This window comes from Streptomyces yongxingensis (genome assembly GCF_055597465.1).
This window is the reverse complement of the sequence record NZ_CM145717.1, coordinates 4,229,642-4,252,953: the sequence shown is the minus strand read 5'-3', so window position 1 is coordinate 4,252,953 and position 23,312 is coordinate 4,229,642. Positions and strand designations below refer to the sequence as shown.

The 23,312-nt window shown below is 72.5% G+C and carries 20 protein-coding genes and 1 riboswitch; of the genes, 11 read left to right on the top strand and 9 right to left on the bottom strand.

The genetic code is table 11. The features are described from left to right. Nucleotides 1–184: 184 nt before the first annotated feature. The gene (locus ACZ6TD_RS17805; protein ID WP_210949722.1) at nt 185–898 is read right to left on the bottom strand and encodes a M50 family metallopeptidase; all 714 of its coding nucleotides are present in this window, start codon (nt 896–898) and stop codon (nt 185–187) included. A 48-nt stretch (nt 899–946) separates the two neighbouring features. On the opposite strand from ACZ6TD_RS17805, the gene ACZ6TD_RS17800 reads away from it, so the two are divergent. The 8 genes from ACZ6TD_RS17800 to def all read left to right on the top strand — a co-directional run bounded on the left by ACZ6TD_RS17800 (nt 947) and on the right by def (nt 9,910). Further along, the gene (locus tag ACZ6TD_RS17800; protein WP_471355106.1) at nt 947–1,765 is read left to right on the top strand and encodes an SOS response-associated peptidase; all 819 of its coding nucleotides are present in this window, start codon (nt 947–949) and stop codon (nt 1,763–1,765) included. Beyond that, the gene (locus ACZ6TD_RS17795) at nt 1,765–2,433 is read left to right on the top strand and encodes an alpha/beta hydrolase family protein (protein WP_471355104.1); all 669 of its coding nucleotides are present in this window, start codon (nt 1,765–1,767) and stop codon (nt 2,431–2,433) included. The genes ACZ6TD_RS17800 and ACZ6TD_RS17795 overlap by 1 nt, the downstream gene beginning before the upstream one ends. A 344-nt stretch (nt 2,434–2,777) precedes the next feature. Beyond that, nucleotides 2,778–3,467 carry a sigma-70 family RNA polymerase sigma factor gene (locus tag ACZ6TD_RS17790; RefSeq protein ID WP_037952362.1) on the top strand — a complete coding sequence of 230 codons (690 nt, stop codon included), beginning with the start codon at nt 2,778–2,780 and terminating at the stop codon, nt 3,465–3,467. Then, nucleotides 3,464–3,781 (top strand): mycothiol system anti-sigma-R factor, encoded by a 318-nt coding sequence (rsrA, locus tag ACZ6TD_RS17785; protein WP_471355102.1) that lies wholly within the window; start codon nt 3,464–3,466, stop codon nt 3,779–3,781. The genes ACZ6TD_RS17790 and rsrA overlap by 4 nt, the downstream gene beginning before the upstream one ends. A 216-nt stretch (nt 3,782–3,997) precedes the next feature. After that, complete coding sequence (locus tag ACZ6TD_RS17780; protein WP_471355100.1) at nt 3,998–5,443, top strand: HD-GYP domain-containing protein; 1,446 nt, start codon at nt 3,998–4,000, stop codon at nt 5,441–5,443. Nucleotides 5,444–6,099: 656 nt separating this feature from the next. Then, nucleotides 6,100–7,404, top strand: a complete 1,305-nt coding sequence (locus ACZ6TD_RS17775; RefSeq protein WP_471357821.1) for an HD-GYP domain-containing protein — start codon at nt 6,100–6,102, stop codon at nt 7,402–7,404. A 240-nt stretch (nt 7,405–7,644) separates the two neighbouring features. Further along, on the top strand, nt 7,645–8,631 hold the full coding sequence (locus ACZ6TD_RS17770) for a tetratricopeptide repeat protein (protein ID WP_471355098.1): 987 nt from the start codon (nt 7,645–7,647) through the stop codon (nt 8,629–8,631). Nucleotides 8,632–9,280: 649 nt separating this feature from the next. Further along, a complete protein-coding gene (gene def / locus ACZ6TD_RS17765) occupies nt 9,281–9,910 on the top strand; it encodes a peptide deformylase (RefSeq protein ID WP_037952368.1) in 630 nt (209 codons plus the stop codon). Between the two features lie 50 nt (nt 9,911–9,960). Here the strand turns inward: def and ACZ6TD_RS17760 are convergent, their stop codons facing one another. From ACZ6TD_RS17760 to ACZ6TD_RS17750, 3 genes are all read right to left on the bottom strand, one after another. Next, nucleotides 9,961–11,010: a ribonucleotide-diphosphate reductase subunit beta gene (locus ACZ6TD_RS17760; protein WP_471355096.1), complete on the bottom strand. Its 1,050-nt coding sequence runs from the start codon at nt 11,008–11,010 to the stop codon at nt 9,961–9,963. A gap of 17 nt (nt 11,011–11,027) precedes the next feature. After that, nucleotides 11,028–13,424 (bottom strand): ribonucleoside-diphosphate reductase subunit alpha, encoded by a 2,397-nt coding sequence (locus tag ACZ6TD_RS17755; protein WP_471355094.1) that lies wholly within the window; start codon nt 13,422–13,424, stop codon nt 11,028–11,030. A 134-nt stretch (nt 13,425–13,558) separates the two neighbouring features. Continuing rightward, nucleotides 13,559–13,685: riboswitch (cobalamin riboswitch) on the bottom strand. A 135-nt stretch (nt 13,686–13,820) separates the two neighbouring features. Further along, the gene (locus tag ACZ6TD_RS17750; protein ID WP_471355093.1) at nt 13,821–16,649 is read right to left on the bottom strand and encodes an AfsR/SARP family transcriptional regulator; all 2,829 of its coding nucleotides are present in this window, start codon (nt 16,647–16,649) and stop codon (nt 13,821–13,823) included. Between the two features lie 107 nt (nt 16,650–16,756). On the opposite strand from ACZ6TD_RS17750, the gene ACZ6TD_RS17745 reads away from it, so the two are divergent. After that, complete coding sequence (locus ACZ6TD_RS17745) at nt 16,757–17,728, top strand: AraC-like ligand-binding domain-containing protein (protein ID WP_471355091.1); 972 nt, start codon at nt 16,757–16,759, stop codon at nt 17,726–17,728. A 5-nt stretch (nt 17,729–17,733) separates the two neighbouring features. Here ACZ6TD_RS17745 and ACZ6TD_RS17740 read toward each other — a convergent pair whose 3' ends face one another. From ACZ6TD_RS17740 to ACZ6TD_RS17730, 3 genes are all read right to left on the bottom strand, one after another. After that, a complete protein-coding gene (locus ACZ6TD_RS17740) occupies nt 17,734–18,255 on the bottom strand; it encodes a GNAT family N-acetyltransferase (RefSeq protein ID WP_471355089.1) in 522 nt (173 codons plus the stop codon). Between the two features lie 64 nt (nt 18,256–18,319). Continuing rightward, on the bottom strand, nt 18,320–18,490 hold the full coding sequence (locus ACZ6TD_RS17735) for a DUF7196 family protein (protein ID WP_471355087.1): 171 nt from the start codon (nt 18,488–18,490) through the stop codon (nt 18,320–18,322). A 42-nt stretch (nt 18,491–18,532) separates the two neighbouring features. Beyond that, nucleotides 18,533–18,820 carry a hypothetical protein gene (locus tag ACZ6TD_RS17730; RefSeq protein ID WP_471355085.1) on the bottom strand — a complete coding sequence of 96 codons (288 nt, stop codon included), beginning with the start codon at nt 18,818–18,820 and terminating at the stop codon, nt 18,533–18,535. Between the two features lie 492 nt (nt 18,821–19,312). Here ACZ6TD_RS17730 and ACZ6TD_RS17725 point away from each other — a divergent pair, with 492 nt between their 5' ends. After that, nucleotides 19,313–20,263: an IPT/TIG domain-containing protein gene (locus tag ACZ6TD_RS17725; RefSeq protein WP_471355083.1), complete on the top strand. Its 951-nt coding sequence runs from the start codon at nt 19,313–19,315 to the stop codon at nt 20,261–20,263. Between the two features lie 70 nt (nt 20,264–20,333). Here the strand turns inward: ACZ6TD_RS17725 and ACZ6TD_RS17720 are convergent, their stop codons facing one another. After that, nucleotides 20,334–20,933 (bottom strand): hypothetical protein, encoded by a 600-nt coding sequence (locus ACZ6TD_RS17720; RefSeq protein WP_471355082.1) that lies wholly within the window; start codon nt 20,931–20,933, stop codon nt 20,334–20,336. Next, complete coding sequence (locus ACZ6TD_RS17715) at nt 20,930–21,550, bottom strand: RNA polymerase sigma factor (RefSeq protein WP_471355080.1); 621 nt, start codon at nt 21,548–21,550, stop codon at nt 20,930–20,932. Before ACZ6TD_RS17715 ends, ACZ6TD_RS17720 begins: the two co-directional genes overlap by 4 nt. A 258-nt stretch (nt 21,551–21,808) precedes the next feature. Between ACZ6TD_RS17715 and ACZ6TD_RS17710 the strand changes: the two genes are divergently transcribed. Continuing rightward, on the top strand, nt 21,809–23,284 hold the full coding sequence (locus ACZ6TD_RS17710; RefSeq protein WP_471355078.1) for an FAD-dependent oxidoreductase: 1,476 nt from the start codon (nt 21,809–21,811) through the stop codon (nt 23,282–23,284). The last annotated feature ends 28 nt before the right edge of the window (nt 23,285–23,312 follow it).

Below are 23,312 nucleotides of genomic sequence, written 5' to 3'. Positions count from 1 at the left end.
GTTCGCCCGGAGTGCCAATCTTGATCGAAAGTGGCGAAACCCAGTCGAAACACGGCACTGCTACGAGGCGCCCACGAGGTGCCGACGGTGGCGCGCCGGGCGCTCGTACGGGGCCACAGCCCCAGTCGGGGTCCCAGCCCCGGTCGGGATCACAGCCCCAGCCGGGGTCCCAGCCCCGCCGGGGTCACAGCCCCATCAGCCAGCGCCCTCCGGCGAGCAGCGAACACAGCGAGACCACGTGGAAGAGCAGCAGCCAGGCGCCGGCCGGAATGCCCGTCAGCCGGGCGAGCTGGTCGGGGTCGGAGTCGTACGCGCCGCCGTGACGGCGCTTGCGCTGGAGCTCGAAGGCCGGACGCACGCCCCCCAGGAGGAGGAACCACACCACGGCATACGCGAACCCCGCCTGGACGTCCGGCCCGGTCAGCCAGGAGACGAGGAAGAAGGCGGCCCCGCTGATGACGACCGTAAGGACGCCATAGGCGTTGCGGATCATCACCAGCATCGCGACCAGCAGCGCCGTCGTCCCCCACAGCAGCAAGGTGATGTGGTTCGCCGCCAGCAGCCAGGCGCCGCCGAGGCCCAGCAGGGACGGGGCGGTGTAGCCGGACGCCGCGGTGAGGATCATGCCCAGGCCCGTGGGCTTGCCGCGCGAGACGGTCAGCCCCGAGGTGTCCGAGTGCAGCCGTATGCCGTCCAGCCGCCGCCCGCTGAGCAGGGCGACCACGGCGTGGCCGCCCTCGTGGGCGATGGTGATGGCGTTACGGGCTATCCGCCAGGCGGTGCGGAAGACCACGACCGCGAACGCGATCACGCCGGTGGAGACGACCAGCCAGGTGGTGGGGTCGGGCTGGGCGCCGGTCACCCGGTCCCACAGGTCGGCGGCGTTCGTTGCGTCCATGTGCGGGCGGCTCCTCGCGTCGGTAGGGGTCGTGGCAGTGTGGCACCTATGTGCGGTCGATACGCAGCGAGCCGGAGGCCGGAGGATCTCGTCGGGCTCTTCGGAGTGGAGAAGTGGGAGCCGGAGGAGACTCTGGCGCCGGACTGGAACGTCGCGCCCACCAAGGACGTGTACGCGGTGCTCGAACGCCCCCTTAAGGACGCCGCCGAACCGCGCCCGGTTCGCCAGTTGAGGGCGCTGAAGTGGGGGCTGGTGCCGTCCTGGGCGAAGTCCCCCGAGGGCGGCGCGAAGATGATCAACGCACGGGCCGAGACCGTGCACGAGAAGCCGTCCTACCGGCGCCCGTTCGCCTCGCGGCGCTGCATCCTGCCCGCCGACGGCTACTACGAGTGGGTCACCGCGGCGGGGGAGCGGCAGCTGGAGGAGAAGGGCAAGCGGAAGCGGCCCCGCAAGCAGCCGTACTTCGTGACTCCGGTGGACGGCTCGGTGATGGCCATGGCCGGCCTGTACGAGTTCTGGCGGGACCGGACGCTGCCGGACGAGCACCCCCGGGCGTGGTGGGTGACCTGCACGGTGATCACCACCGAGGCGGACAAGGAGCCCTTCGGGGGCGCGGCCCGGGACGAGGGGCCGGGGTCGCTCGCCGAGATCCACCCGCGGATGCCGCTGGTCCTCACCGAGGACCGCTGGGCCTCCTGGCTGGATCCGGGCCGCACCGACACCGACGACCTGCTGCCGCTGCTGGCGCCGCCGCCCTCCGGGCTGCTGCGGGCCTACCCGGTGGCCACCGGGGTGAGTGATGTCCGTAACAACGGCCCCGAGCTGCTCGAGGAGCTCGAGGCCCCGGAGGAGGGCACGCTGTTCTGATGGCCGCGAAGAAGACGGATGAACCTCGGGTGACCACCGAGATGGTGGTGACCCCGGCCGGAGACGCCCGGATCACCTGGCACCACGCCCCGGGCGCCCACGCCCTCCTCGCCGCGAGCCATGGCGCCGGCGGGGGCATCGAGGTGCGGGACCTGCGCGCGCTGGCCGGGGCGCTCCCCGGGCTCGGGGTGAGCGTCGCGCTGGTCGAGCAGCCGTGGCGGGTGGCTGGCAAGAAGATCGCGCCCGCGCCCTCGACCCTGGACACCGGATGGCGTGCCGTATGGCCGGCGCTGGAGAAGGCCGGGCTGCCGATCGTGGCGGGCGGCCGCAGCGCCGGGGCGCGGGTGGCCTGCCGGACGGCGACGGAGCTGGGCGCGAAGGCCGTGCTGGCGCTGTCGTTCCCGCTGCACTCACCGGGCAGGCCGGAGCGGTCCCGGGCCGAGGAGCTGCTGGCCACGGGCGTGCCGACGCTGATCGTCCAAGGTGGCCGGGATCCGTTCGGGCGACCGGAGGAGTTCCCGGAGCTGCCCGCGGCCATGGAGCTGGTGGAGGTGCCGTACGGGGATCACGTCTTCGGCCTGCCGAAGTCGGCGGACCTCGACGAGCCCGCGGCGCTCGCCCTGATCACTGGGGCCGTCACCGACTGGCTGCCGCGCGCCCTGGGCTGATCGCTGGCCAATGGCCTTGGCCGCTGGCCGCTGACCGCCGACCCCGCCCTGGTCAAGGGCGCCCGGCGCCCTTGACCAGGGCGGGAATGCGACGGGAGGGATCCGTGTTGAAGGGGCTGTCGGTACTCACCGTGTAAGAGGCACTGATACGCGGAATACGAGGAAGAGGAGTCCCCCGCATGGGTTCGCTTGCTTGCCCGGCCCGTCCACAGGCCGCTGACCTGGACTGGTCCCAGCTGCAGGCGGCGCAGGCCGTGAAGATCGGAGCGGCGGGCGCACCGGATCGTCGTCTATTCTCCGATTCGAGCGGGTCCACATCCGGACCCGACACGAAGCTGGAGGAGGTGGGTCAGGTCACTGGGACCGACGCAGGGACCGACGGCGTTACCGAGGGAGAGCCGGTCGAGCGGTCGCAGGAGTCGTCCTCGGAGCGCAACGCGCGCTTCGAGCGGGATGCCCTTGCCTTCTTGGACCAGATGTACTCGGCCGCGCTGCGGATGACGCGTAACCCGGCCGACGCCGAGGACCTCGTGCAGGAGACCTATGCCAAGGCGTACGGGTCCTTCCACCAGTTCCGCGAGGGCACCAACCTCAAGGCGTGGCTGTACCGCATCCTGACCAATACCTTCATCAACTCGTACCGCAAGAAGCAGCGGGAGCCCCAGCGCAGCGCGGCCGAGGAGATCGAGGACTGGCAGCTCGCGCGGGCCGAGTCGCACATGTCGACCGGTCTGCGCTCAGCCGAGTCGCAGGCCCTCGACCACCTGCCCGACTCCGATGTCAAGGAGGCCCTCCAGGCCATCCCCGAGGAGTTCCGCATCGCGGTCTATCTCGCGGACGTCGAGGGCTTTGCCTACAAGGAGATCGCGGACATCATGGGTACACCCATCGGTACGGTGATGTCCCGGCTGCACCGTGGGCGCCGCCAGCTCCGCGGTCTGCTGGAGGACTACGCCCGTGGGCGCGGGCTGGTCCCGGCGGGCGCGGGCGCCGCGGCGGACGAGTCGCACGATCGGAAAGGCGCGGACTCATGAGCTGCGGAGAGCCGCATGAGACGGACTGCTCCGAGGTTCTCGACCACCTCTACGAGTTCCTCGACCACGAGATGCCGGACGGCGACTGCGCCAAGTTCGAGGTGCACTTCGACGAGTGCTCTCCGTGCCTGGAGAAGTACGGTCTCGAGAAGGCCGTGAAGAAGCTCGTCAAGCGGTGCTGCGGCCATGACGACGTGCCCACCGACCTCCGGTCGAAGGTCATGGGGCGGATCGAGCTGATCCGCTCCGGGCAGGCGGTGCCGGAGCGCGAGATCACGACGGAGACGAACGCGCCGAGCAGCGTCCAGGAGTGACCCCGGGGCTTGGGCCCCAGTGGATCGCCGGTCGAACGCCAATCGACTTGGCGCGTTCTCATTCCCACCCTCGGTGATCAGATCATCACTCGAAGGGGTGTAATCGGACAGTCCCTCCGGTCCCATACGCCCCGCCTCGTCCTAAGCTCCCCAACCACCTGACCCGCCCCGCCCGAGAGGGGCGGCGCGATGGACATGGATGGGGAGGAGGACACCGTGCGGGCACTTCCCCACGGGGCGCGCGCCTATGTCCTGTGCGCCGTGCTCGCCGGGGCGTACTGCGCCGCCCCGGCCGTACGGCCCGGAGCGGCCGTCCCCTGGGCCACGACCGCCCTGCTCGCCGCGGTCCACGCGGTCGGCTCCAGGGTCCGCGCCCGCTGGCCCGAATGGTGCAGCCCCGTCCTTCTGGCCGGGGCTTTTCTGCTGCCGCCGGCCGCCGCGGCGCTGGTCGCCGTGCCCGGTGCGCTGCTCGCCCGCGTCGAGCGGCCCCCGGCCGGGGCGCGGCGGGCCTGGCGCGCCGCACGGCTCTCGCTGGCCGTCTGGGCCGCCTCGTGCGCCTTCGCGGCCCTGGACGGCCCCGGGACCCTCAGCGCCCTCTGGGCCCTCGGCGACGGCGCCCAGGGCCCCGCTGGACAGGCGTCGTCCGATACGCCCGGCTTTCCGTACGCCCTGGCGGCCGCCGTGGCCGCCGCGCTCGTCCTGGGCCTGACCGCCACCGCCCTGGAGGGCGGGGTGCTGGTCACCGCCGAGCGGCAGTCCCCGCGCGCCGCCTGGTGGGGGCGGCTGCCCGGCGCCCTCGCCCCGTATCTGGTGCACGGGCCCGCCGGGCTGGCCATGGCGGTGCTGTGGCGCAGCCCTTACGGACCGGCGGCGGCCCTGCTGGTGTTGCTGCCGATGTACGTCTGCGCCTGCGGCTTCGTGCTCTACCGCCGCGAGAGCGCCGCTCACCAGGCCACCATCCGGGCCCTCGTCCAGGCGGTCGACATCAAGGACCGCTACACCCGGGGCCACAGCGAGCGCGTCGGCCGCGCCTCCGCGATGATCGCCCGCGAGCTGGGCATGAGCGGCGACCGGCTGGAGGCGGTACGGATCGCGGGCATCCTGCACGACGTCGGCAAGCTCGGCGTGCCCACCCGGCTGCTGCGCAAAAACGGTCCGCTGACGCCTGATGAGCGCCGGGTGATCGAGCTGCACCCCGAGTACGGCGACGAGATGGTGCGCGGCATCGGCTTCCTGGGCGAGGCGCGGGCCGCGATCCTCCACCACCATGAGCGGCTGGACGGCAGCGGCTATCCGTACGGGCTCGCCGGGGCGCAGATCCCGGAGTTCGCCCGGGTGGTCGCGGTGGCGGACGCCTTCGACGCGATGACCTCGACGCGTACGTACCGCAGGGCCCGGCCGGTGCCCACGGCCGTGGAGGAGCTGCAGCGGTGCGCGGGCTCGCAGTTCGACCCCCGCATGGTGCGGGCCCTCACCCGCGCCCTCGACCGCCACGGCTGGCACGCGGCGGTCACCGCGGACGCCCCTGAGGAGCGCGGAAACGTCCCGGCAGACGCCCTCCCCGAACCCGCCCCGCCCCTGGTGCGCGCGGCGGCCCCCGGCACGTCGGACGACCCCGGCGGGCCCCGCCCCGGCGCGGGCGGCCCCGGCGGTGGCCCATGAGCCCCGCCGAGGACCCCACCACGCCCGACAAGAACGCCCCCGACCGGGCCCCCCGGCCCGCCCCCGGGTCAGCCGCCGAGGTGCCCGGGGAAGCCCCGGTCACCTCGGGCAGAGGCGGGGCGGATGCCCCGGACCGTCACGGCCCTGAGCGCGGCTTCCGGCCCGCCGCCGGTCCGGCCGACGGGGGCTCCGGGGGAGCCCCGGACGTCTCGGCCAGAGGCGAGCGCGGCGCCCCGGACCGTCACGGCCCCGACCGGGATCCTCGGTCCGCCCCCCGGTCGGCCGACCCGGAACCCGGGGGGTCCCCGGTCACCTTGGGCAGAGGCGGGGCGGATGCCCCGGACCGTCACGGCCGCGAGGGTGGTCCCCAGCCCGCGCCCGGCCCGGTCGACGGGGGGCTCGGGGGAGCCCGGGACACCTTGGGCAGAGGCGGGGCCGGCGTCCCGGAGTGCCATGGTCCGCGTGACCGGGACGAAAGTGCGGCTCGATGGGCCGCCAGGGCGGCCCGTCCCGCCTCGGCAGCGGCCACGCCCCGCACCCCGAACGCCCTCCCCGGCGCCCTCGCCCGGATCGCCGAGCGGCACGCCCGCGCCCTCCACCGCGCCCGCCACCAACGAGCCGAGACCGCCGCCGCCCGCGAGGAGGGGCGGGAGCGCATATCCCGGGGCCGTTATGGCGGCCTTACGGTCGTCGCCGTCTATGGCGCGGCCGGGGCGCTCGCCGTGGTGGCGCTGGTGTGGACCGAGTGGCATGGGGTGCGGCAGGCGGAGGCGGCGCTGGCCTTTGGGGCGCTCATCGCCGTGGGGGAGGCGATCCGGTGCGTCGAGGCGCCGCCCGCGCTGCCGGGCGGCGGCGGGGGAGTGCCCGATCCGCGCGGTGAGCCCGCGCCCCTCGCCGCCGCCGGCGCCCTCGGATACGCCCTGCTCGGGCGGCTCGGCGGGGAGCCCGCCACCCACGGCGTCCTCCAGGTGGTCACCGTCGTCGTGGCCGCGTCGCTCGCCGGGCTGGTGGCCCCGCTCGCGCTCGGCTGCCCGGTCGACCCCGGCCACACCGCCCGCCGGGTGCTGACCGCCGCGTTCGCCGCCGTCTGCTTCCAACCGCTGCACCGGACCGGCCGTTTGGCCGACTGGCTCGGCCACGGTCCGTCCATCGTCGGCTATTTGCTCGCCCTGCTGGCCCTGACCGCCCTGTGCGACGCCGTCCTGGCCGCCGCCCTCGCCCGCGCCCGTACCGGCTGGCCTTACGGGCCGCTGCTCCGCGACGAGCTGCGGTCGCTGCCCGGTGTGGGGGCGGCGGTGTGCGCGACCGCGGCGGTGATGGCGCTCACCGTGGCCGTCGCCGGGCTGTGGCCGGTGCCGGTGCTGGCGGTGCCGCTGCTGCTGATCCAGTACTCCTACCGCCGTTACGCCGGGATACGGGCCACCTACCGCCAGACCATCGCCTCCCTGGCCCGGTCGACCGAGATAGCCGGGTACACCCCGACGGGCCACGCCCGCGAGGTGGCCGGGCTCAGCCGGGCGGTGGGGCGTGAGCTGGGTCTCTCCGAGCCCCGGCTGACCGTGCTGGAGTACGCGGCGCTGATGCACGACATCGGCCAGCTTTCGCTGGTGGACCCGGTGCCCGCCGGGGCCACCGAACCGCTGCCCGCCGCCGAGCAGCGCAAAATCGCGCTGCTCGGCGGCGCTGTGGTACGCCAGACCGGGGTACCCGCCGAGGTGGCGCTGGTCGTGGAGCGCCAGGCGGACCCGTACCGCGAGCAGCCGCTCGCCGCGCGTATCGTGCGCGCGGTGAACGCGTACACCGAGCTGGTGAGCGGGCCCGCGGCCGAGGGAGCGGCCGGGGCGGCCGCGCTGCGCGCCCTGGAGCGGCTGCGGCTGGCCACGGCGCGCGACTTCGACCCGGCCGTGGTCGAGGCGCTCGCCACGGTGCTGTCGGGCGGGGTTTACGGCCGCCCCCGGTGAGAACTGATAACTCGCCGGTAATGAGCGGGGCTCCCGAGGGGCATGGTTGGATGCGAGGAGAGGGGTGCCAGGCCAGATGGCCGGTGGCAAGGAGGTGTGGTGGGCGTCGCATCCCGGCCGCAGGGTGAGGGGTCGGGCTGAGATGTCCGCGAATGTGTGGCAGGTTGTCTTCAAGGGAGGGCGACGCCGTCCGCGAAGGCATCTGGTACGGGACGACTTCGATACCGGCAGGCGGGAATCGTGAAGATCTTCGGCAAGGTACGGCACCGGCCGTCCGCCTCATGGCGGCAGGCCACGGACCGTGCGTTCACGCTCATCGGCGACGGCCGGTACGAGGACGCGGGCGCGCTGCTGACCCGCGCCGCCGACCTGGAGCCGTGGCTGTCGGAGTCCTGGTTCAACCTGGCGCTGCTGCACAAGTTCCGGCACGACTGGGAGCAGGCGCGCGCCGCGGGGCTGCGGGCGGTCGCGCTGCTGGACCGCGAGACGGGCGCTCCGGACTGGTGGAACGTGGGGATCGCGGCCACCGCGCTCCAGGACTGGCCGCTGGCCCGCCGCGCCTGGCAGGCGTACGGGCTGAAGGCGCCCGGAGAGGCGTCCGCGTCCGGTGAGCCGCTCGGCATGGAGCTGGGCAGCGCTGCGGTGCGGCTGTCCCCGGAGGGCGAGGCCGAGGTCGTCTGGGGCCGTCGGCTGGACCCGGCCCGGATCGAAGTGCTGTCCATCCCGCTGCCGTCGTCCGGGCGGCGCTGGGGCGAGGTGGTGCTGCACGACGGCGTACCGCACGGCGAGCGCGTGACCTCCGCGGGCCCCGCGTACCCGGTCTTCGACGAGATCGAGCTGTGGGCGCCGTCCCCGGTGCCGACCTGGGTGGTGCTGCTGGAGGCGGCCACCGAGGCCGACCGGGACGCCCTGGAGCGGCTCGCGGCGGACGCGGGCTTCGCGGCCGAGGACTGGTCGTCGTCGGTGCGGCTGCTGTGCCGCTCCTGCTCGGAGAGCCGGATGCCCAGTGACGAGGGCGAGGGCGAGCATCTGGACCCGCACGACCACAGCGAACCGGGCCATCCCGGGCCGCTGGGCCACCGTATGGCGGGCTCGGGCTCGCTCTGGGTCCCCGAGCGCGAATGCGGGATCGCGGCGCCCGGGGGGCTGGTGCGGGGGCTGCTGGACGGGTGGGTGGCCGACAGCCCGGACACCCGGGAGTGGCGGGACCTGGAAGAGGTCTGCTGACCGCCTGGCGGCTGCCCTGGAGGCCCTGGGGGTGTCCGGTGGACGTGACGCCTGCGGCGGGCTGTTCCCCTCCCCGCCCCTTCCCGAAACTGGGGCTCCGCCCCAGACCCCGGAGGATCGGGGCTGTGCCCCAGACCCCGGAGGATCGGGGTTCCGCCCCAGGTCCCGGAGGGTCGGGGCTCCGCCCCAGACCCCGGAGGGCCGGGGCTGTGCCCCAGACCCCGGAGGGCCGGGGCTCCGCCCCAGACCCCGGAGGGCCGGGGCTCCGCCCCAGACCCCGGAGGATCGAGGTTCCGCCCCAGACCCGGAGCGCCGGGGTTCCGCCCCAGGTCCCGGAGGGCCGGGGTTCCGCCCCAGCTCCCGGAGCGCCGGGGTTCCGCCCCAGACCCGGACGGCCGGGGTTCCGCCCCAGCTCCCGGAGCGCCGGGACTGCGCCCCAGAACCGGAGGGCCGGGGTTCCGCCCCAGACCGGAGTGCCGGGGCTGCGCCCCAGACTCCGGGGGCCAGGGGCGGAGCCCCTGCCATGCGGCGGAGCCGTGTATCGATGCCGGGGGCCGGTCACAGTGCGTAAGCGCACCGCGCCCCGCCGCGTGGTGCCCGTACCCTGTAGGGCGACGCATCACGGTTGAAGGAAGGCATACGGCGGACGATGTCGCAGCAAGGGACGAAGCAGCGGGTGGACGACGAGTTCATCGTGGACACGGAGGACTGCGAGGAGCGCGAGCGGGCTTTCCGCGAGCGCGGCACGGCCCGCCCGATCACCGTGTACGGCAACCCGGTCCTGCACAAGGAGTGCCGGGACGTGACCGTGTTCGACGAGGAGCTCGCGCGGCTCGTCGACGACATGTTCGCCAGCCAGCGGGCGGCGGAGGGCGTGGGCCTGGCCGCCAACCAGATCGGTGTCGACCTCAAGGTCTTCGTCTACGACTGCATGGACGACGAGGGCGTTCGCCATGTGGGCGTGGTGTGCAACCCGGTGCTGGAGGAGCTGCCCGCCGACCGCCGGGTGCTGGACGACTCCAACGAGGGCTGTCTGTCGGTCCCCACGGCCTACGCGGAGCTGGCCCGCCCCGACTACGCGGTGGTGCGCGGCCAGGACCTCGACGGCGAGCCGATCGCGGTGCGCGGCACCGGCTACTTCGCGCGCTGCCTCCAGCACGAGACCGACCACCTTTACGGCTACCTCTACATCGACCGGCTCTCCAAGCGCGACCGTAAGGATGTGCTGAAGCAGATGGCCGAGGGCACCGCCCGCTATGAGACGGTGCCGAACGACTGAGCGTGCCGTACCTCACAGGGCCGGGCCCCTTGGGCCCGGCCCTGTTGATGTCAGAAGTCGTCGTCGAAGGCGACCGACCCCTCGACCGCGACCTGGTACGCCGACGCGCGCCGCTCGAAGAAGTTGGTCAGCTCCTGGACGTTCTGCAGCTCCATGAAGGAGAACGGGTTCTCCGAGCCGAAGACCGGCGTGAAGCCGAGCCGCTGGAGGCGCTGGTCGGCCACGCACTGCAGATACTCCTGCATCGACGCGGTGTTCATGCCCGGCAGCCCGTCCCCGCACAGATCGCGGGCGAACTGGAGCTCCGCCTCGACGGCCTCCTTCAGCATGTCGGTGACCTGCCGCTGGAGCTGGTCGTCGAAGAGGTCCGGCTCCTCCTCGCGGACGGTGTCCACGACCGAGAAGGCGAACTCCATGTGCATCGACTCGTCGCGGAACACCCAGTTGGTGCCCGTCGCCAGGCCGTGCAGCAGGCCGCGCGAGCGGAGCCAGTACACGTAGGCGAAGGCGCCGTAGAAGAACAGCCCCTCGATGCAGGCCGCGAAGCAGATCAGGTTGAGCAGGAAGCGGCGGCGGTCCTCCTTGGTCTCCAGCCGCTCGATCTTCTCCACCGAGTCCATCCAGCGGAAGCAGAACTCCGCCTTCTCCCGGATGGAGGGGATGTTCTCGACGGCGGCGAAGGCCGCGGCGCGGTCGTCCGGGTCGGGGAGGTAGGTGTCCAGCAGCGTCAGATAGAACTGGACGTGCACGGCCTCCTCGAAGAGCTGCCGCGACAGATACAGCCGCGCCTCGGGGGAGTTGATGTGCTTGTAGAGCGTCAGCACCAGGTTGTTGGCCACGATGGAGTCGCCGGTCGCGAAGAAGGCGACCAGACGGCCGATCAGGTGCTGCTCACCGGGGGAGAGCTTGGCGAGGTCGGCGACGTCGGAGTGGAGGTCGACCTCCTCCACGGTCCAGGTGTTCTTGATCGCGTCGCGGTAGCGGTCGTAGAACCGCGGGTACCGCATGGGCCGCAGGGTGAGTTCGAAGCCCGGGTCGAGCAGGTTCTTGTGGTGCTCGGTCGAGGTGTTCGCGGTGGTCATCTCGGATGCGGTGGTCATCTCGGATGCGGTGGGCATTACTGGCAGACCTCGCAGGACTCGGGGTTTTCCAGGGAGCAGGCGACGGCCTCGTCCTCGGCCGGTGCCTGCTGGACGGGGACGGTGGCCGTGGCGGCGCCGCCCCGGGCGCTCTGGGCGATCCGGGTGGCCGGACGCGAGCGCAGGTAGTACGTGGTCTTGATGCCGCGCTTCCAGGCGTACGCGTACATCGAGCTGAGCTTGCCGATGGTCGGCGCCGCCATGAAGAGGTTCAGCGACTGGCTCTGGTCGAGGTACGGCGTGCGGGCCGCCGCCATGTCGATCAGGGCGCGCTGCGGGATCTCCCACGCGGTGCGGTACAGCTCCCGTACGTCCGCGGGCACCCAGGAGAAGTCCTGGACCGAGCCGTTGGCCTCGCGCAGCGCCTCACGGGTCCGGGCGTCCCAGACGCCCAGCTTCTTGAGGTCGTCCACCAGGTAGGAGTTGACCTGGAGGAACTCCCCGCTGAGCGTTTCGCGCTTGAAGAGGTTGGAGACCTGCGGCTCGATGCACTCGTAGACGCCCGCGATGGAGGCGATGGTCGCGGTCGGCGCGATCGCCAGCAGCAGCGAGTTCCGCATCCCGGACTTCGCCATCCGCGCGCGCAGCGCCTGCCAGCGCTCCGGCCAGGTGGCCACCGCGTCCGGGTAGTGGTCCGGGTGCAGCACACCGCGCGCGGTGCGGGTCTCGGCCCAGGCGGGGTGCGGGCCGTGGCGCTCGGCGAGCTCGCAGGACGCCTCGTACGCGGCGAGCATGATGCGCTCGGAGATCCGCGTGGAGAGCGCCGTGGCCTCGGGCGAGTCGAACGGCAGCCGCAGCCGGAAGAAGACGTCCTGGAGCCCCATCAGGCCCAGACCCACCGGGCGCCAGCGGGAGTTGGAGGCACCGGCCTCCTCGGTGGGGTAGAAGTTGATGTCCACCACGCGGTCGAGGAAGGTCACGGCGGTGTGGACGGTGGCGTCGAGGCGCTCCCAGTCCAACTGCCCGTCCTCGTCCAGGTGCGCGGCGAGGTTGACCGATCCGAGGTTGCACACGGCGGTCTCGCCGTCGTCGGTGACCTCCAGGATCTCGGTGCAGAGGTTGGAGGAGTGGACGACCCTGCCGGGCTCGGCGGTCTGGTTGGCGGTGCGGTTGGCGGCGTCCTTGAACGTCATCCAGCCGTTGCCGGTCTGGGCGAGGGTGCGCATCATCCGGGCGTACAACTGGCGCGCCGGGACCTTCTTGACGGCCTTCCCCTCGGCCTCGGCCTCGCGGTACGCGGCGTCGAACTCCTCGCCCCACAGGTCCACCAGGGCGGGCGCGTCGACCGGGGAGAACAGCGACCAGTCGGCATCCGCCTCGACCCGGCGCATGAACTCGTCCGGGATCCAGTGGGCGATGTTGAGGTTGTGGGTGCGGCGCGCGTCCTCGCCGGTGTTGTCCCGCAGCTCCAGGAACTCCTCGAGGTCCGCGTGCCAGGTCTCCAGGTAGACACAGGCCGCGCCCTTGCGCCGGCCGCCCTGGTTGACGGCGGCCACCGAGGCGTCGAGCGTGCGCAGGAACGGCACGATGCCGCCTGAGTGCCCGTTGGTGCCCCGGATCAGCGAACCGCGCGCCCGGATGCGGGAGTAGGACAGACCGATGCCGCCCGCGTGCTTCGACAGCCGCGCCACCTGGTGGTAGCGGTTGTAGATCGAGTCCAGCTCGTCCAGCGGCGAGTCCAGCAGATAGCAGGACGACATCTGCGGATGCCGGGTGCCGGAGTTGAACAGCGTGGGGGAGCTGGGCAGATACGACAGCGTGCTGGTCAGCCGGTAGAGCTCGGCCACGTCGTCCAGCGCCCGCTCCGAGAGGTTCTCGGCGAGCCCGCAGGCCACGCGCAGCAGGAAGTGCTGCGGGGTCTCGATCACCTGACGGGTGATCGGGTGGCGCAGCAGATAGCGGCTGTAGAGGGTGCGCAGCCCGAAGTAGCCGAAGCGGTTGTCGGCGCCGTCGGCCAGGGCCCGCTCCACCAGTGCGTCCAGCCGCTCGGCGTGGGTGGCGGCGAACTCGGCGGTGGAGTCGGCGAGCAGGCCCTCGCGATGGCCCACCCGGACGGAGGTCGAGAAGGAGACCGCGCCCTGCCCGGCCGCCTCCTCCGTGATGGTCAGCGCCAGCAGCCGCGCCGCGAGCCGCGAGTACTCCGGCTCCTCGGCGATCAGCCCGGCCGCCGCCTCGGTCGCGAGCCCGCGCAACTCCGCCTCGTCCGAGCCGGGATGACGGCCGCGCAGGGCGGCGGCCGCCACCTTGCCGGGGTCGGTGGCGGGCAGGTCGGCGGTGAGTCCGGTAAGAGTCCGTAGCAGGGCGGTCCCGGGCGCGTCGTCCGCTGCCTGAGAAGCCGCCTGCGCTGAAACCGGATCGGCGGGCGCGATGGTCACTGAGGTGCTCTCCCTCGGTCGGCTGGACCGCGAGGGTGGTGCGATGGGCGCGTACGGGCATGCCGATGCCGCACTCCTCGTACGCCAGGCACACCACGCAGCGTCCATCGGCCCAACCCTCGAGGCCGGGGGACGTGTTCACAGGGCCGTCGGCAGGTGCTCGGACTCACGGGCACGCCGGATTGAGCGCACACGTACACCGTTGCGGGACAGTTCCGGATTCCCACCGGATTCCCCTGCGGCGACAGCGAGGACGAGCATACATCTTGTGTCAGCCGACGCACGCACCCCCATATCTTGTGTCGGGAGGTGCGGAGTTTCGTATGAATGTGCTAATGCGTTCCGGGGTGGCCCATGACCTGGGGCGTGCGGCCCGCCATGCGGCGAGCCTGCCGGTCAGCCGCCGCCGCGGCTCAGGCGGTCCCGCACCCGCCGGGCATCCTCGGCGCGGTGCTGTGCCAGGTACTGGGCGAGCGCCTCCTGCCAGCAACGGCGGGCCTCATCGAGTTCGCCGAGCTCGGCGTGGACCTGACCCAGCCGGTCCAGGGTCTCGGCCTCGCCGTAGGCGTGGCCCATGTCCCGCAGCAGGCGCAGAGCCTCCGTGAAGCGGGTCACGGCCAGGGCGTACTGCCCGCTCTGGTGGGCCAGCCGGCCGAGGGTGCCGAGGGCGTCCGCCTCACCGTCGCGCTCCTGGTGGCGGCGGAACAGGGCGAGCGAGGTCTCCCCGTGGGTGCGTGCCTTCTCGTACGCCCCCAGCCGGGCGGAGTACAGGCAGACCTGGTTGTGCGCTTGGGCTTCCCAGACCGGCGTGTCCAGGGTCTGAAAGAGGGTGAGGGCGTGACCGGCGTGGTCCAGCGCCTCCTGATCGTATCCGCGGCGTTCCCAGGCGTAGGCCAGCACCAGGTGGGTGTGGGCCGTTTGAGTGACGTCCCCGGAGAGCTTGGTCATGGACAGTGCCTGGTCAAGGTGGTCCAGCGCCTCCTCGTGGAGGTCGGAGCGGATGCAGGCTATGCCGAGGTTGCGGTGGGCGAGCGTCTTCGCCGCCGGGTCGCCGAGCCGTCGGGTGGCCTCCAGCCCCTCCCGCCAGGCGGCGAGCTGAGCGTGCAGATGGCCGTTGCGGCGGTGGAAGGTGTCCAGCACCCAGGCGATCCGCCACACCACCTCGTCCCAGCCCGAGTCGGCGGCGAGCCGCTGGGCCGCCAGCAGCCCGGCGTGTTGGTCCTCCAGCCAGGCCAGTGCCTCAGCCTGGTCGGCCATGGCCAGCGGGTCGGCGGACGGCTCCGGGAAGTCGATCCGCATGCGGTGCGGGTGCAGCAGCCGTTCGGCGCCGCGGGCGGTGTGGAGGTAGAAGTCGACCAGCCGTCGCAGCGCCGTGGAGCGCTCCTCCCGCCCGCCGGTCCGGTGGGCCTGCTCCACCGCGTAAAGGCGCAGCAGATCGTGCATGCGGTACCGGCCGGGACGGTCCTCGCGCAGCAGGTGCGCGCGGATCAGCTCCTGCAGCACCGCGCGTACGCGTGGGGCGGGCAGGGCGGTGAGGCGGACGATGGCCGGCTGGCCGATGTCGGGCCCGGGTGCCAGCCCGAGCAGGCCGAACACCTCGGCCGCCGCGGGGGACAGGGCCAGGTACGAGGAGGTGAAGGCGGCCCGCAGACCGCCGTCCAGGCCGTCGGCCTCCAGGGTGTCCAGTCGGCCGGCCGCCTCGCGGAGGTCCTCGGCCAGCGATGAGAGCGGAGCGTGGGGGCGGACGGTACCGTGCGCGGACACCAGGCCGAGCGCCAGCGGCAACCCGGCGCAATGGCTGATCAGTTCGGACACGGCAGCCGGCTCGGCCGCCGTGCGGTGATGACCGAGGCGGCTGGTGAGCAGGTGCCGGGATTCGTGTTCGTCCAGCACATCCAGGGTCAGGTGGTCCGCCCCGTGCTGCATGGTCACCCCGACGAGCTGATTGCGGCTGGTCACCAGCACACCGCAGTCGGGGCTGCCGGGTATCAGGGGCAGCACCTGGGCGGCGCTGTGCGCGTTGTCCAGCACGATCAGCATTCGGCGGCCCGCGGTGAGGCTGCGGTACAGGCCCATCTGGGACTGTTGGCCGGCCGGAATCGATCCCGGCTCGACGCCCAGGGCGCCGAGGAAGCTCTGCAGCACCGCCTCGTGGGGCAGGGGTTCCTTCGAGGGGTCGAAGCCGAGCAGGTCGACGTAGAGCTGGCCGTCCGGGAAGTCGGCCAGATGGTCGTGTGCCCAGCGCAACACCAGCCATGTCTTCCCGATGCCGCCGGGACCACCGACCGTGGCGATCACCACCCGGTCGCCCCGCTCCGCCCACCCCCGGTCCAGACGGTCGAGTTCCCGCGCCCGCCCGGTGAACAGCGGGGGCGGGGCCGGAAGCTGGCGCGGCACCGGTAACGTCGCCGCCCCCGGCTGATCCGGAACGGACAGCTCGGGAGCGGTGGTGAGGATCTGCTGGTGCAATTCCCTCAGCCGCGGAGTGGGGTCGGTGCCGAGCTCCTCGGCGAGCTGCTCCCGGACGCGCTCGTAGTGCTTGAGCGCGTCGGCCGGGCGTCCGCAGCGGTAGAGGGCGAGCAGGTACTGGACGGCCAGGCGCTCGTCCAGCGGATGGTCGGCGATCAGCTTCGCGAGCTCGGGGAGGATCGCCTCGTGTCGGCCGATACGCAGCTCCGCCTCGTACAGCTCGGCCAGCAGGGCCAGCCGCTCCTGCTGAAGCCCGGCCCTGTTCCGCGCGGCCCAGTCGCCGCCGAGGCTGCCCAGGGCCTCGCCGCTCCAGAGCTCGGCGGCCCGGCGGTAGAGCTGCCCGGCGCCCTGGTGGTCGTGTTCTTCCGCGGCTTTCCTGCCCTTCCGGCCGAGCGCACGCATCAGGTGGACGTCCACCCGTTCGGGGTCCACCGCCAGGACGTAACCGCCCGACCGGCGGAGCAGCGGAGAGGAGCCGGTACCCGGGGTGTCGTCGTGCTCCAGCAGTTTGCGCAGCCGGGCGACATAGCTGTGCAGGCTGGCCCGGGCGGCGCGGGGCGGGGCGTCGTCCCAGACCCGTTCGATCAGGGCGTCCACGCTGACCAGTTGACCGGCCCGGAGCGCGAGGATCGCCAGTGTGCAGCCCTGCTTCGCCGGCCCCGCGGAGACGTACCCCCCGTCAGCGGTCCGCACCGTGATCTCGCCGAGTAAGCGGATCAGCGGTCGGGCCGAGTGCGCGCTCTCGATGCGGCTCATCCGGCAACGGTCTCACATTCAAGGTTCGTTCAAGGTTTCGCCACGAGCGTTCCGGCACGGTGACGGCTGCTGTCCGGTGGCCGTCGCAACGGGGGATACGGATGCTGGTGACCGAGTTGAACACGGAAACCCTGCCCGCGAAGGAGCGGTTCGCCGCCTGGGTGGAGCTGGCCAACCAGTCCTTGACACCCGCCTTTGTGCGCAGTGACGACGAAGGGGACTTCCGCGCCTCGATGCGTGTCCTGGCCCTGGGCGACGTCCTGGTGGCCGCGCTGGATCACCCCCCGGTGCGGGTCCACAGAACCGCCGGGCAGATCCGCGCCTTCGACCCCGAGGCATATGTGCTCACCCTTCTCCTCGAAGGCAGCGCCGTCGTGCGCCAGCAAGGCCGGGAAGCCACCTTACGGGCCGGTCAGTGCGCCCTGCTCAGCACCTCTCACCCCGGTGAAAGGCAGTGCGGGCACAGCCTGGGCACCATCTCCCTCGTCCTTCAGTGTCCTCGCGCACGCCTGCCCCAGTCGGCCAGGCACATCGACCGCCTCACCGCCGTCACCATCGATGTGCGCCACGGCTTGGGCGCGGTCCTCACCAACTGGCTGACCAGCCTGACCGTCCGTGCCCGTGAACTGGCACCCGCGGACGCCCTCACCCTGGCTCAGGCCACCCTCGACCTGCTCACCGCTCTCCTGACGACGCTCCTGCACGCCGGTGCGGACCTCAGTCCGGAAGCCCGCCGCCGTGCCTTGCGCGCGCGTATCGGCAACCACGCCGAAAGGCATCTCGGAGATCCCGGCCTCACGCCGCAGGCCATCGCCGACGCACACCACATCTCCCTCAGGCACCTGCACCAACTGCTCGCCGCCGAGGAGACCACGCCCGCGGCCTGGATCCGCCACCGCCGTCTCGAACGCTGCCGTCAGGACCTCGCCAACCCCCATCTGCGCCATCTGACCGTCGCGGCGATCGGCCGCCGCTGGGGATTCGCCAGCAACGCGCATTTCAGCCGGGCCTTTCGCAGTGTGTACGGCACCACGCCGAGCGATCACCGGCACACGGCGCTGACGGGGAACGGCGTATAGGGGCGCTATGCGGCAGACTCGCCCAGCTCCACGGTGAAGGCCCAGAGGGTGATGTCCGTGTCGGGCAGGGGCGCCCAGTCGCGCTCCGGGGCACGGGTGAAGCCCAGCCGCTCGTACAGGCGGTGGGCGGCGGTCATCGACTGCTGGCTGCTGATCACTATCCGCCGCAGGCCCAGTGCGCGGGCCCGGTCCAGGCAGGCTCGCACCAGCGCCTCGGCGGCGCCGCGGCGGCGCGACTCGGGGCGGACGGCCAGCATCCGGAACTCGCCCTCGCCGGGGCGGGCCAGCTCCGCGTACGCCCCGCCGTGCACGGCGAACGCCACGGCGCCCAGGACCTCGTCGCTCGCCGCGTCCGCCGCGACCAGCAGCTCGGCCTCGGCGGCCCGGCGGCGGGCGTCGCGCAGGGTGGCGAGATAATGATCACTGTCCCCGAAGTCCAGCAGCCCGTCGCCCAGGTACACCCGCGCGGTGAGCTCCCCGATTGCGTTCAGTTCCTCGTCCCGCGCGCGCCTGATCGTGATGTCCATGCCCGCAGTCTGCCGCAGGCCACTGACAGCCGGGTAGCCGTGCGCCGGGGGTGGGTTCTCGGCGTCACTGGGTGACGGCGGTGATCACTCCGGTGTACCCCGCGCGCCTGTTGGCGGCGTCGGCTTCCTGGTGGGTGACGTAGCGCCGGACCGTACCGTCCGGCAGCGTCAACTCATAGACGACAACGGGCTGAGGCGGCCATTGAGGTGCTGTTCCGCCGCAGTTGCAGGCCATGGTTTTCCCTGCCTTTCGCTCGGGTCTTGTTTCGGGTGGGGGTCAGTCCAGCCATCGCGAGGCGACACCGGCCAGGTAGGAGAGCGTCAGGGCGGTGGCCGGGAGGTGGAACCACGCGGTGGTGTGCAGCAAGGAGGCGTAGACGGCGATGGCGGCGGCCACCCATGTGCTGGTGCACCAGCCGCAGTTGACCAGGTAGGTGGGGCGGGAGTCGTCGCCGAAGCGGTCGGCGACCCAGGTCCTGAACCCCGCCGCCAGGGTGTCCTTGGTGATGAAGCGGGTGATCCGGCAGGTGGTGCCGAGGGCGAGAAGGAAGGCGGCGAGGGTCATCGGATCGTTTCCTCCCCGGGTGGTCATGCGGGGGTCGGCACGGCTGATGTCACCGATGGGTCGGCACTGCCGATGTCACTCATTAGAGGCATGACGGGCGACGGCAAGCCATACCTCTCGGCAGGCATTCGCCCGAATAGCCGAGCGCTTGTCATACAAGCTCGGTGCCATGCGCATCCTGATGCGCCAAACGAGTGATGGCCGTCTGAGGGCCTTGAGTGACGCGGAGGGGCGTGGGTAACTGGAAACGTGGCCGCCGAGGCTGCCCCATACCTCGTCGGCCACTCCAGGAGCCGGGCGTCCGCCCCGTGGCTCCGCCCTCATCCGCGCACCGCTCCCGCGCCCCGACCGGCCGCCCGTGGCTCATCCGTTCCTCCGGTGGCGGCCTGTCTCGACCGCGCGGTGATGACGAGGCGTTGACCGGTGGTGTGTCCACGTCCGTCGGCACGCCGTCGGCGCACATCACCCGAACCCTTCCCCGGAGGACCGACCATGACTTCGACCGCTCTCGCGACCGCCGCCACCCAAGCCGCCACCCACGCCGCCGCCACCGCGGGCTACTGGCCGCCGGTGGGACCGCCGACGCTGCTCGCCGTGGTGCCCGACTCGGGCCCCGCCGCCGGTGGCAACTACGTCCGGCTGTTCGGGCAGAACCTGCGCGGCGTCACCAGCGTGTCCTTCGGCGGCACGCCCGCCACCATCGTCTACCAGGACAACCCCGGCGGTGGCGGCGGTGGTGGCTGGGGCGGAGGTGGCGGTGGCTGGGGCGGTGGCGGAGGTGGCTGGCCCGGTGGCGGCGGCAGCCCCGGCTACGACGGCATCGTGGTGATAGCCCCGCCGCACGCGCCCGGGACCGTCCAGGTCACCGTCACCACCGCCGCCGGGACCAGCAACGGCCTGCCGTACACCTACGTGGCACCGGCCCCGCCCATCGCCATCGCCATCACCCCGACCGTGGGCCCGACCACCGGCGGCACCGTGTACGTGATCACAGGCACCAATCTGACCGGCGTCACCAGCGTCACCTTCGGCGGAAGCCCCTCGACCATCCTGGCCATCAACCCCGCCGGGACCAGCCTGATCGGCTTCACCCCGGCAGGCCCGCCCGCGGGCGGCCACGTCACCGTGACCCTCACCGGCCCCGGCGGCAGCACCAACGTGCCCGGTGGCTTCACCTACTTCGTCCCGCCGCCCGCACCGGTGCCGCTCGCCATCACGCCCGCCACCGGACCCGCCACCGGCGGCACCCCGTTCACCATCACCGGCACCAACCTCGGTGGTGTGCTGGGCGTGCTGTTCAACGGCACTCCCGCCACCAGTGTGACCGCCACCTCCACGACAGTGGCCGGCATCACCCCGCCCGGGGTGGTCGGCAACGCGACCGTCACCCTGGTGACGGCCTTCGGCACGGTCAATGTCCCCGGCGGCTTCACCTACGTCTGACGCGCGCATCCGGCCGAAACCGCGCCGGTCACCGGGCCCCTTCCGGCAGGACCCGGTGACCGGCCCCGCGTCACATGCGCGCGTCCGGACCGCCGCCGCCGATCCCCGGCACGCTGCACTTCGGGACCTTCCGCACCAGCCGGAACGACACCCCCTTGGTCGTATGGTCCTTGCCGAACTCCGCCACGATGAGCAGCGTCGCGCCCTTGACCCGCCTGCCGTCCGGCAGGACGGTGTCGTCCGGGATCAGGTCCGGGTGGATGACGGCGCTCCAGGGATCGGACGAGACCGTCAACGCGTAGCCCGCGGTGGCCCAGGGAGCTTGGGGCGGGATGCCCGTGGGGCAGTTCTCGTCCCCCTCCAGGACGGCCGCCCGCACGCCCATCTCCTTGAGCTGCTTCTGCAGACCGGGCAGGCCCTCGGGCCGGTCCAGGCGAAGGATCAGCGAGCCGTCGTCCTGCTTGGTCACGGCGTACGCGGGCGAGGCACCCGAGCCGCTCAGCGTCGGCACGACCACCGCCGTGGCGGCGGCCGCCGCCACCGCCGCGACCGCGAACCGGACGCGGAAGCGACGGGCCGGGGCCCGGGTGGCCCGAACGGGGGCCGGATCCGTGGCCATGGCCGACAGCTCCGACGCCAGACGCCGCTTGAATCCGGTGGGCGTGCTCATGAGACAACCTCCAAGGTGTGTTCGGTGCTATCGGTTTGTTCGGCGTGTTCGGCGCGTTTTCCGCCGGCCGGGTGCGCGGCGCGCAGCGCCCGCTTCGCGCGGTGCAGACGAACCCGCACCGTCGCCTGGCTGAGCCCGAGGGCCTGGGCGGCCTCGCGCGGGGTGAGGCCGTCGACGGCCACCAGATCGAGGACTTCGCGCAGCGGCTCGCTCAGCGCGCCGTGCCGCTCGGCCAGCGCCCGCGCCGCCCGTTCCGCGTCGATCCGCTCCTCGAGCGCGGCGATGTCCTCCTCGTCCAGCAGCCGGTGCCCGTTCAGCCGGGCCACCGCGTGCCGCTCGCGGACGTTGCCCCGGACATGGGACGACAGGACGTTACGGGCGATGCCGTACAACCAGGCGGCGGGTGACCCGCGCTCGGGGTCGTACCGGCCGGCGGCCTCCAGCGCCGCGACGAAGATGTCGGCGGTGAGGTCCGCGGCCACCTGCGGGCAGGTCGTGCGCCGGGTCACGAAGCCGAGGACGGCGTCGAAGTTCTCCTCGTAGAACGCCGCGAATCCCGCGGCGTCCGGTCGCGGCGGCGCGCCCCGGCTCATGGGTCGTTCGGGTATGAGGGGCACCCGTTCCTCCAAGGTGCTCGGTGATCCCTTCATCCGGTACTTGGCCGCACGGCCCCCAACCGTTTCACCGATGCCCGGGCCCCGGCCGGGCGGTTTCGCTCGGCACGGTCGGCCGACGCACCGGCCGCCCATCATGAGGAATCGATTCATGTGCTGAGCGCACATACAGGTGAGGCTTATTCTCAGGGGTCTGCTTGACGGTTCCATGCAATCGTGTGCATTCTGCACGCGATGAACTTACTCCTGGAAGGCGGAGCCATGCCCCGTACCCCGGAACCCGAAGTGCTCATCTGCGGCGCCGGTGCCGCCGGACTGACACTCGCCATCGACCTCGCCCGCAGAAATGTCGGCTTCCTGCTGATCGACAAGGCGGCCGGGCCCTTCATGGGGTCCCGTGGCAAGGGGATCCAGCCCCGCAGCCAGGAGGTGTTCGAGGACCTCGGCGTCATCGACCGGATCGTGGCCTCCGGCGGGGAGTACCCCGTACAGCGCTTCTACGCGGACGAGGGGCCGGTCGACCGGTTCGCCATCGAGATGCCCGCCCCGACGCCGGCGGAGCCGTACCAGATCCCGCTGCTGGTACCGCAGTTCCTCACCGAGCGCTGTCTGCGCGAGCGGCTCGCCGAGCTGGGGCACGCCCCGCTGTACGGCCACGAGCTCACCGGAATCGACCAGGACGGCGACGGCGTGTCCGCGCGGATCGCCACCCCGTCCGGGGAGCGCACCGTGCGCGCCGCCTACCTCGTGGGCGCCGACGGGGGAAGGAGCTTCGTCCGCAAGTCCCTGGACATCGGCTTCCCGGGCAGGACGCTCGACGTGCGGGCCGTCGTCGCCGACGTCCGCGCCGACGGCGTCTCGACGGACGCCTGGCACCGCTGGGGCGAGGGCACGGACGCGCAGGTGTCACTGTGCCCGCTGTACGGCACGGACATGTTCCAGTACCAGGCGCCCGTCCCCTTCGGCGTCGACATCGACGTCTCGGCGGCGGGGCTGACCGCCCTCTTCCACGAGCGCGCCGGCCGCACCGACATCGTGATCCGCGAGGTGTCCTGGGCGTCCGTCTTCGAGATGAACGCCCGCCTGGCCGACACGTACCGGGACGGCCGGGTGTTCCTGGCCGGTGACGCCGCCCACGTCCATCCGCCGACCGGCGGGCAGGGCCTCAACACCGGCGTGCAGGACGCGTACAACCTCGGCTGGAAGCTCGCCGCCGTCCTGGACGGCGCACCGGACTCCCTCCTGGACAGCTACGAGCGGGAGCGCCGCCCGATCGCCGAGGCCGTCCTCGGCCTCTCCGAGCGGCTGCTGAAGGCCGCGAAGAGCCGCTTCACCAGCCGGGGCCGCGAGGTCAGCCAGCTCGACCTCGGCTATGTGGACTCGCCCCTCACGATCGCCACGCCGTATCGGGACAAGGGCCCGCTGGCCGGGGAACGTGCCCCCGACGCCCCCGTCACCGGCGCCGGAGGGCTCGACACCCGGCTGTTCAGCCTCTTCCAGGGCCCCCACTGGACCCTGCTCGGCTACGAGGCCGACCGCGCCGCCGCCCCGACCGGCCGCAAGGGCCTGCACATCCACACCACCGGCCCGCGCGGCGATCTGCGCGACACCGGGGGCCACTTCCGCGACGCGTACGGCCTGGCGGCCGGGCAGTGGGCGCTCGTCCGCCCCGACGGATACATAGCGGCCATCGCCGACCTCCCCGCCATTGAGGCCCACCTCGACACCATCCGGTGAAGCTGCGCATCGGCCGCGGGTAGTCTCT

Excerpts from the sequence above, each read along its gene's own strand:
- ACZ6TD_RS17805 (WP_210949722.1), bottom strand. The coding sequence starts at position 898 with ATGGACGCAACGAACGCCGCCGACCTGTGGGACCGGGTGACCGGCGCC.
- ACZ6TD_RS17800 (WP_471355106.1), top strand. The coding sequence starts at position 947 with ATGTGCGGTCGATACGCAGCGAGCCGGAGGCCGGAGGATCTCGTCGGG.
- ACZ6TD_RS17795 (WP_471355104.1), top strand. The coding sequence starts at position 1,765 with ATGGCCGCGAAGAAGACGGATGAACCTCGGGTGACCACCGAGATGGTG.
- rsrA (WP_471355102.1), top strand. The coding sequence starts at position 3,464 with ATGAGCTGCGGAGAGCCGCATGAGACGGACTGCTCCGAGGTTCTCGAC.
- def (WP_037952368.1), top strand. The coding sequence starts at position 9,281 with ATGTCGCAGCAAGGGACGAAGCAGCGGGTGGACGACGAGTTCATCGTG.
- ACZ6TD_RS17760 (WP_471355096.1), bottom strand. The coding sequence starts at position 11,010 with ATGACCACCGCATCCGAGATGACCACCGCGAACACCTCGACCGAGCAC.
- ACZ6TD_RS17750 (WP_471355093.1), bottom strand. The coding sequence starts at position 16,649 with ATGAGCCGCATCGAGAGCGCGCACTCGGCCCGACCGCTGATCCGCTTA.
- ACZ6TD_RS17740 (WP_471355089.1), bottom strand. The coding sequence starts at position 18,255 with ATGGACATCACGATCAGGCGCGCGCGGGACGAGGAACTGAACGCAATC.
- ACZ6TD_RS17735 (WP_471355087.1), bottom strand. The coding sequence starts at position 18,490 with ATGGCCTGCAACTGCGGCGGAACAGCACCTCAATGGCCGCCTCAGCCC.
- ACZ6TD_RS17730 (WP_471355085.1), bottom strand. The coding sequence starts at position 18,820 with ATGACCCTCGCCGCCTTCCTTCTCGCCCTCGGCACCACCTGCCGGATC.
- ACZ6TD_RS17725 (WP_471355083.1), top strand. The coding sequence starts at position 19,313 with ATGACTTCGACCGCTCTCGCGACCGCCGCCACCCAAGCCGCCACCCAC.
- ACZ6TD_RS17720 (WP_471355082.1), bottom strand. The coding sequence starts at position 20,933 with ATGAGCACGCCCACCGGATTCAAGCGGCGTCTGGCGTCGGAGCTGTCG.
- ACZ6TD_RS17710 (WP_471355078.1), top strand. The coding sequence starts at position 21,809 with ATGCCCCGTACCCCGGAACCCGAAGTGCTCATCTGCGGCGCCGGTGCC.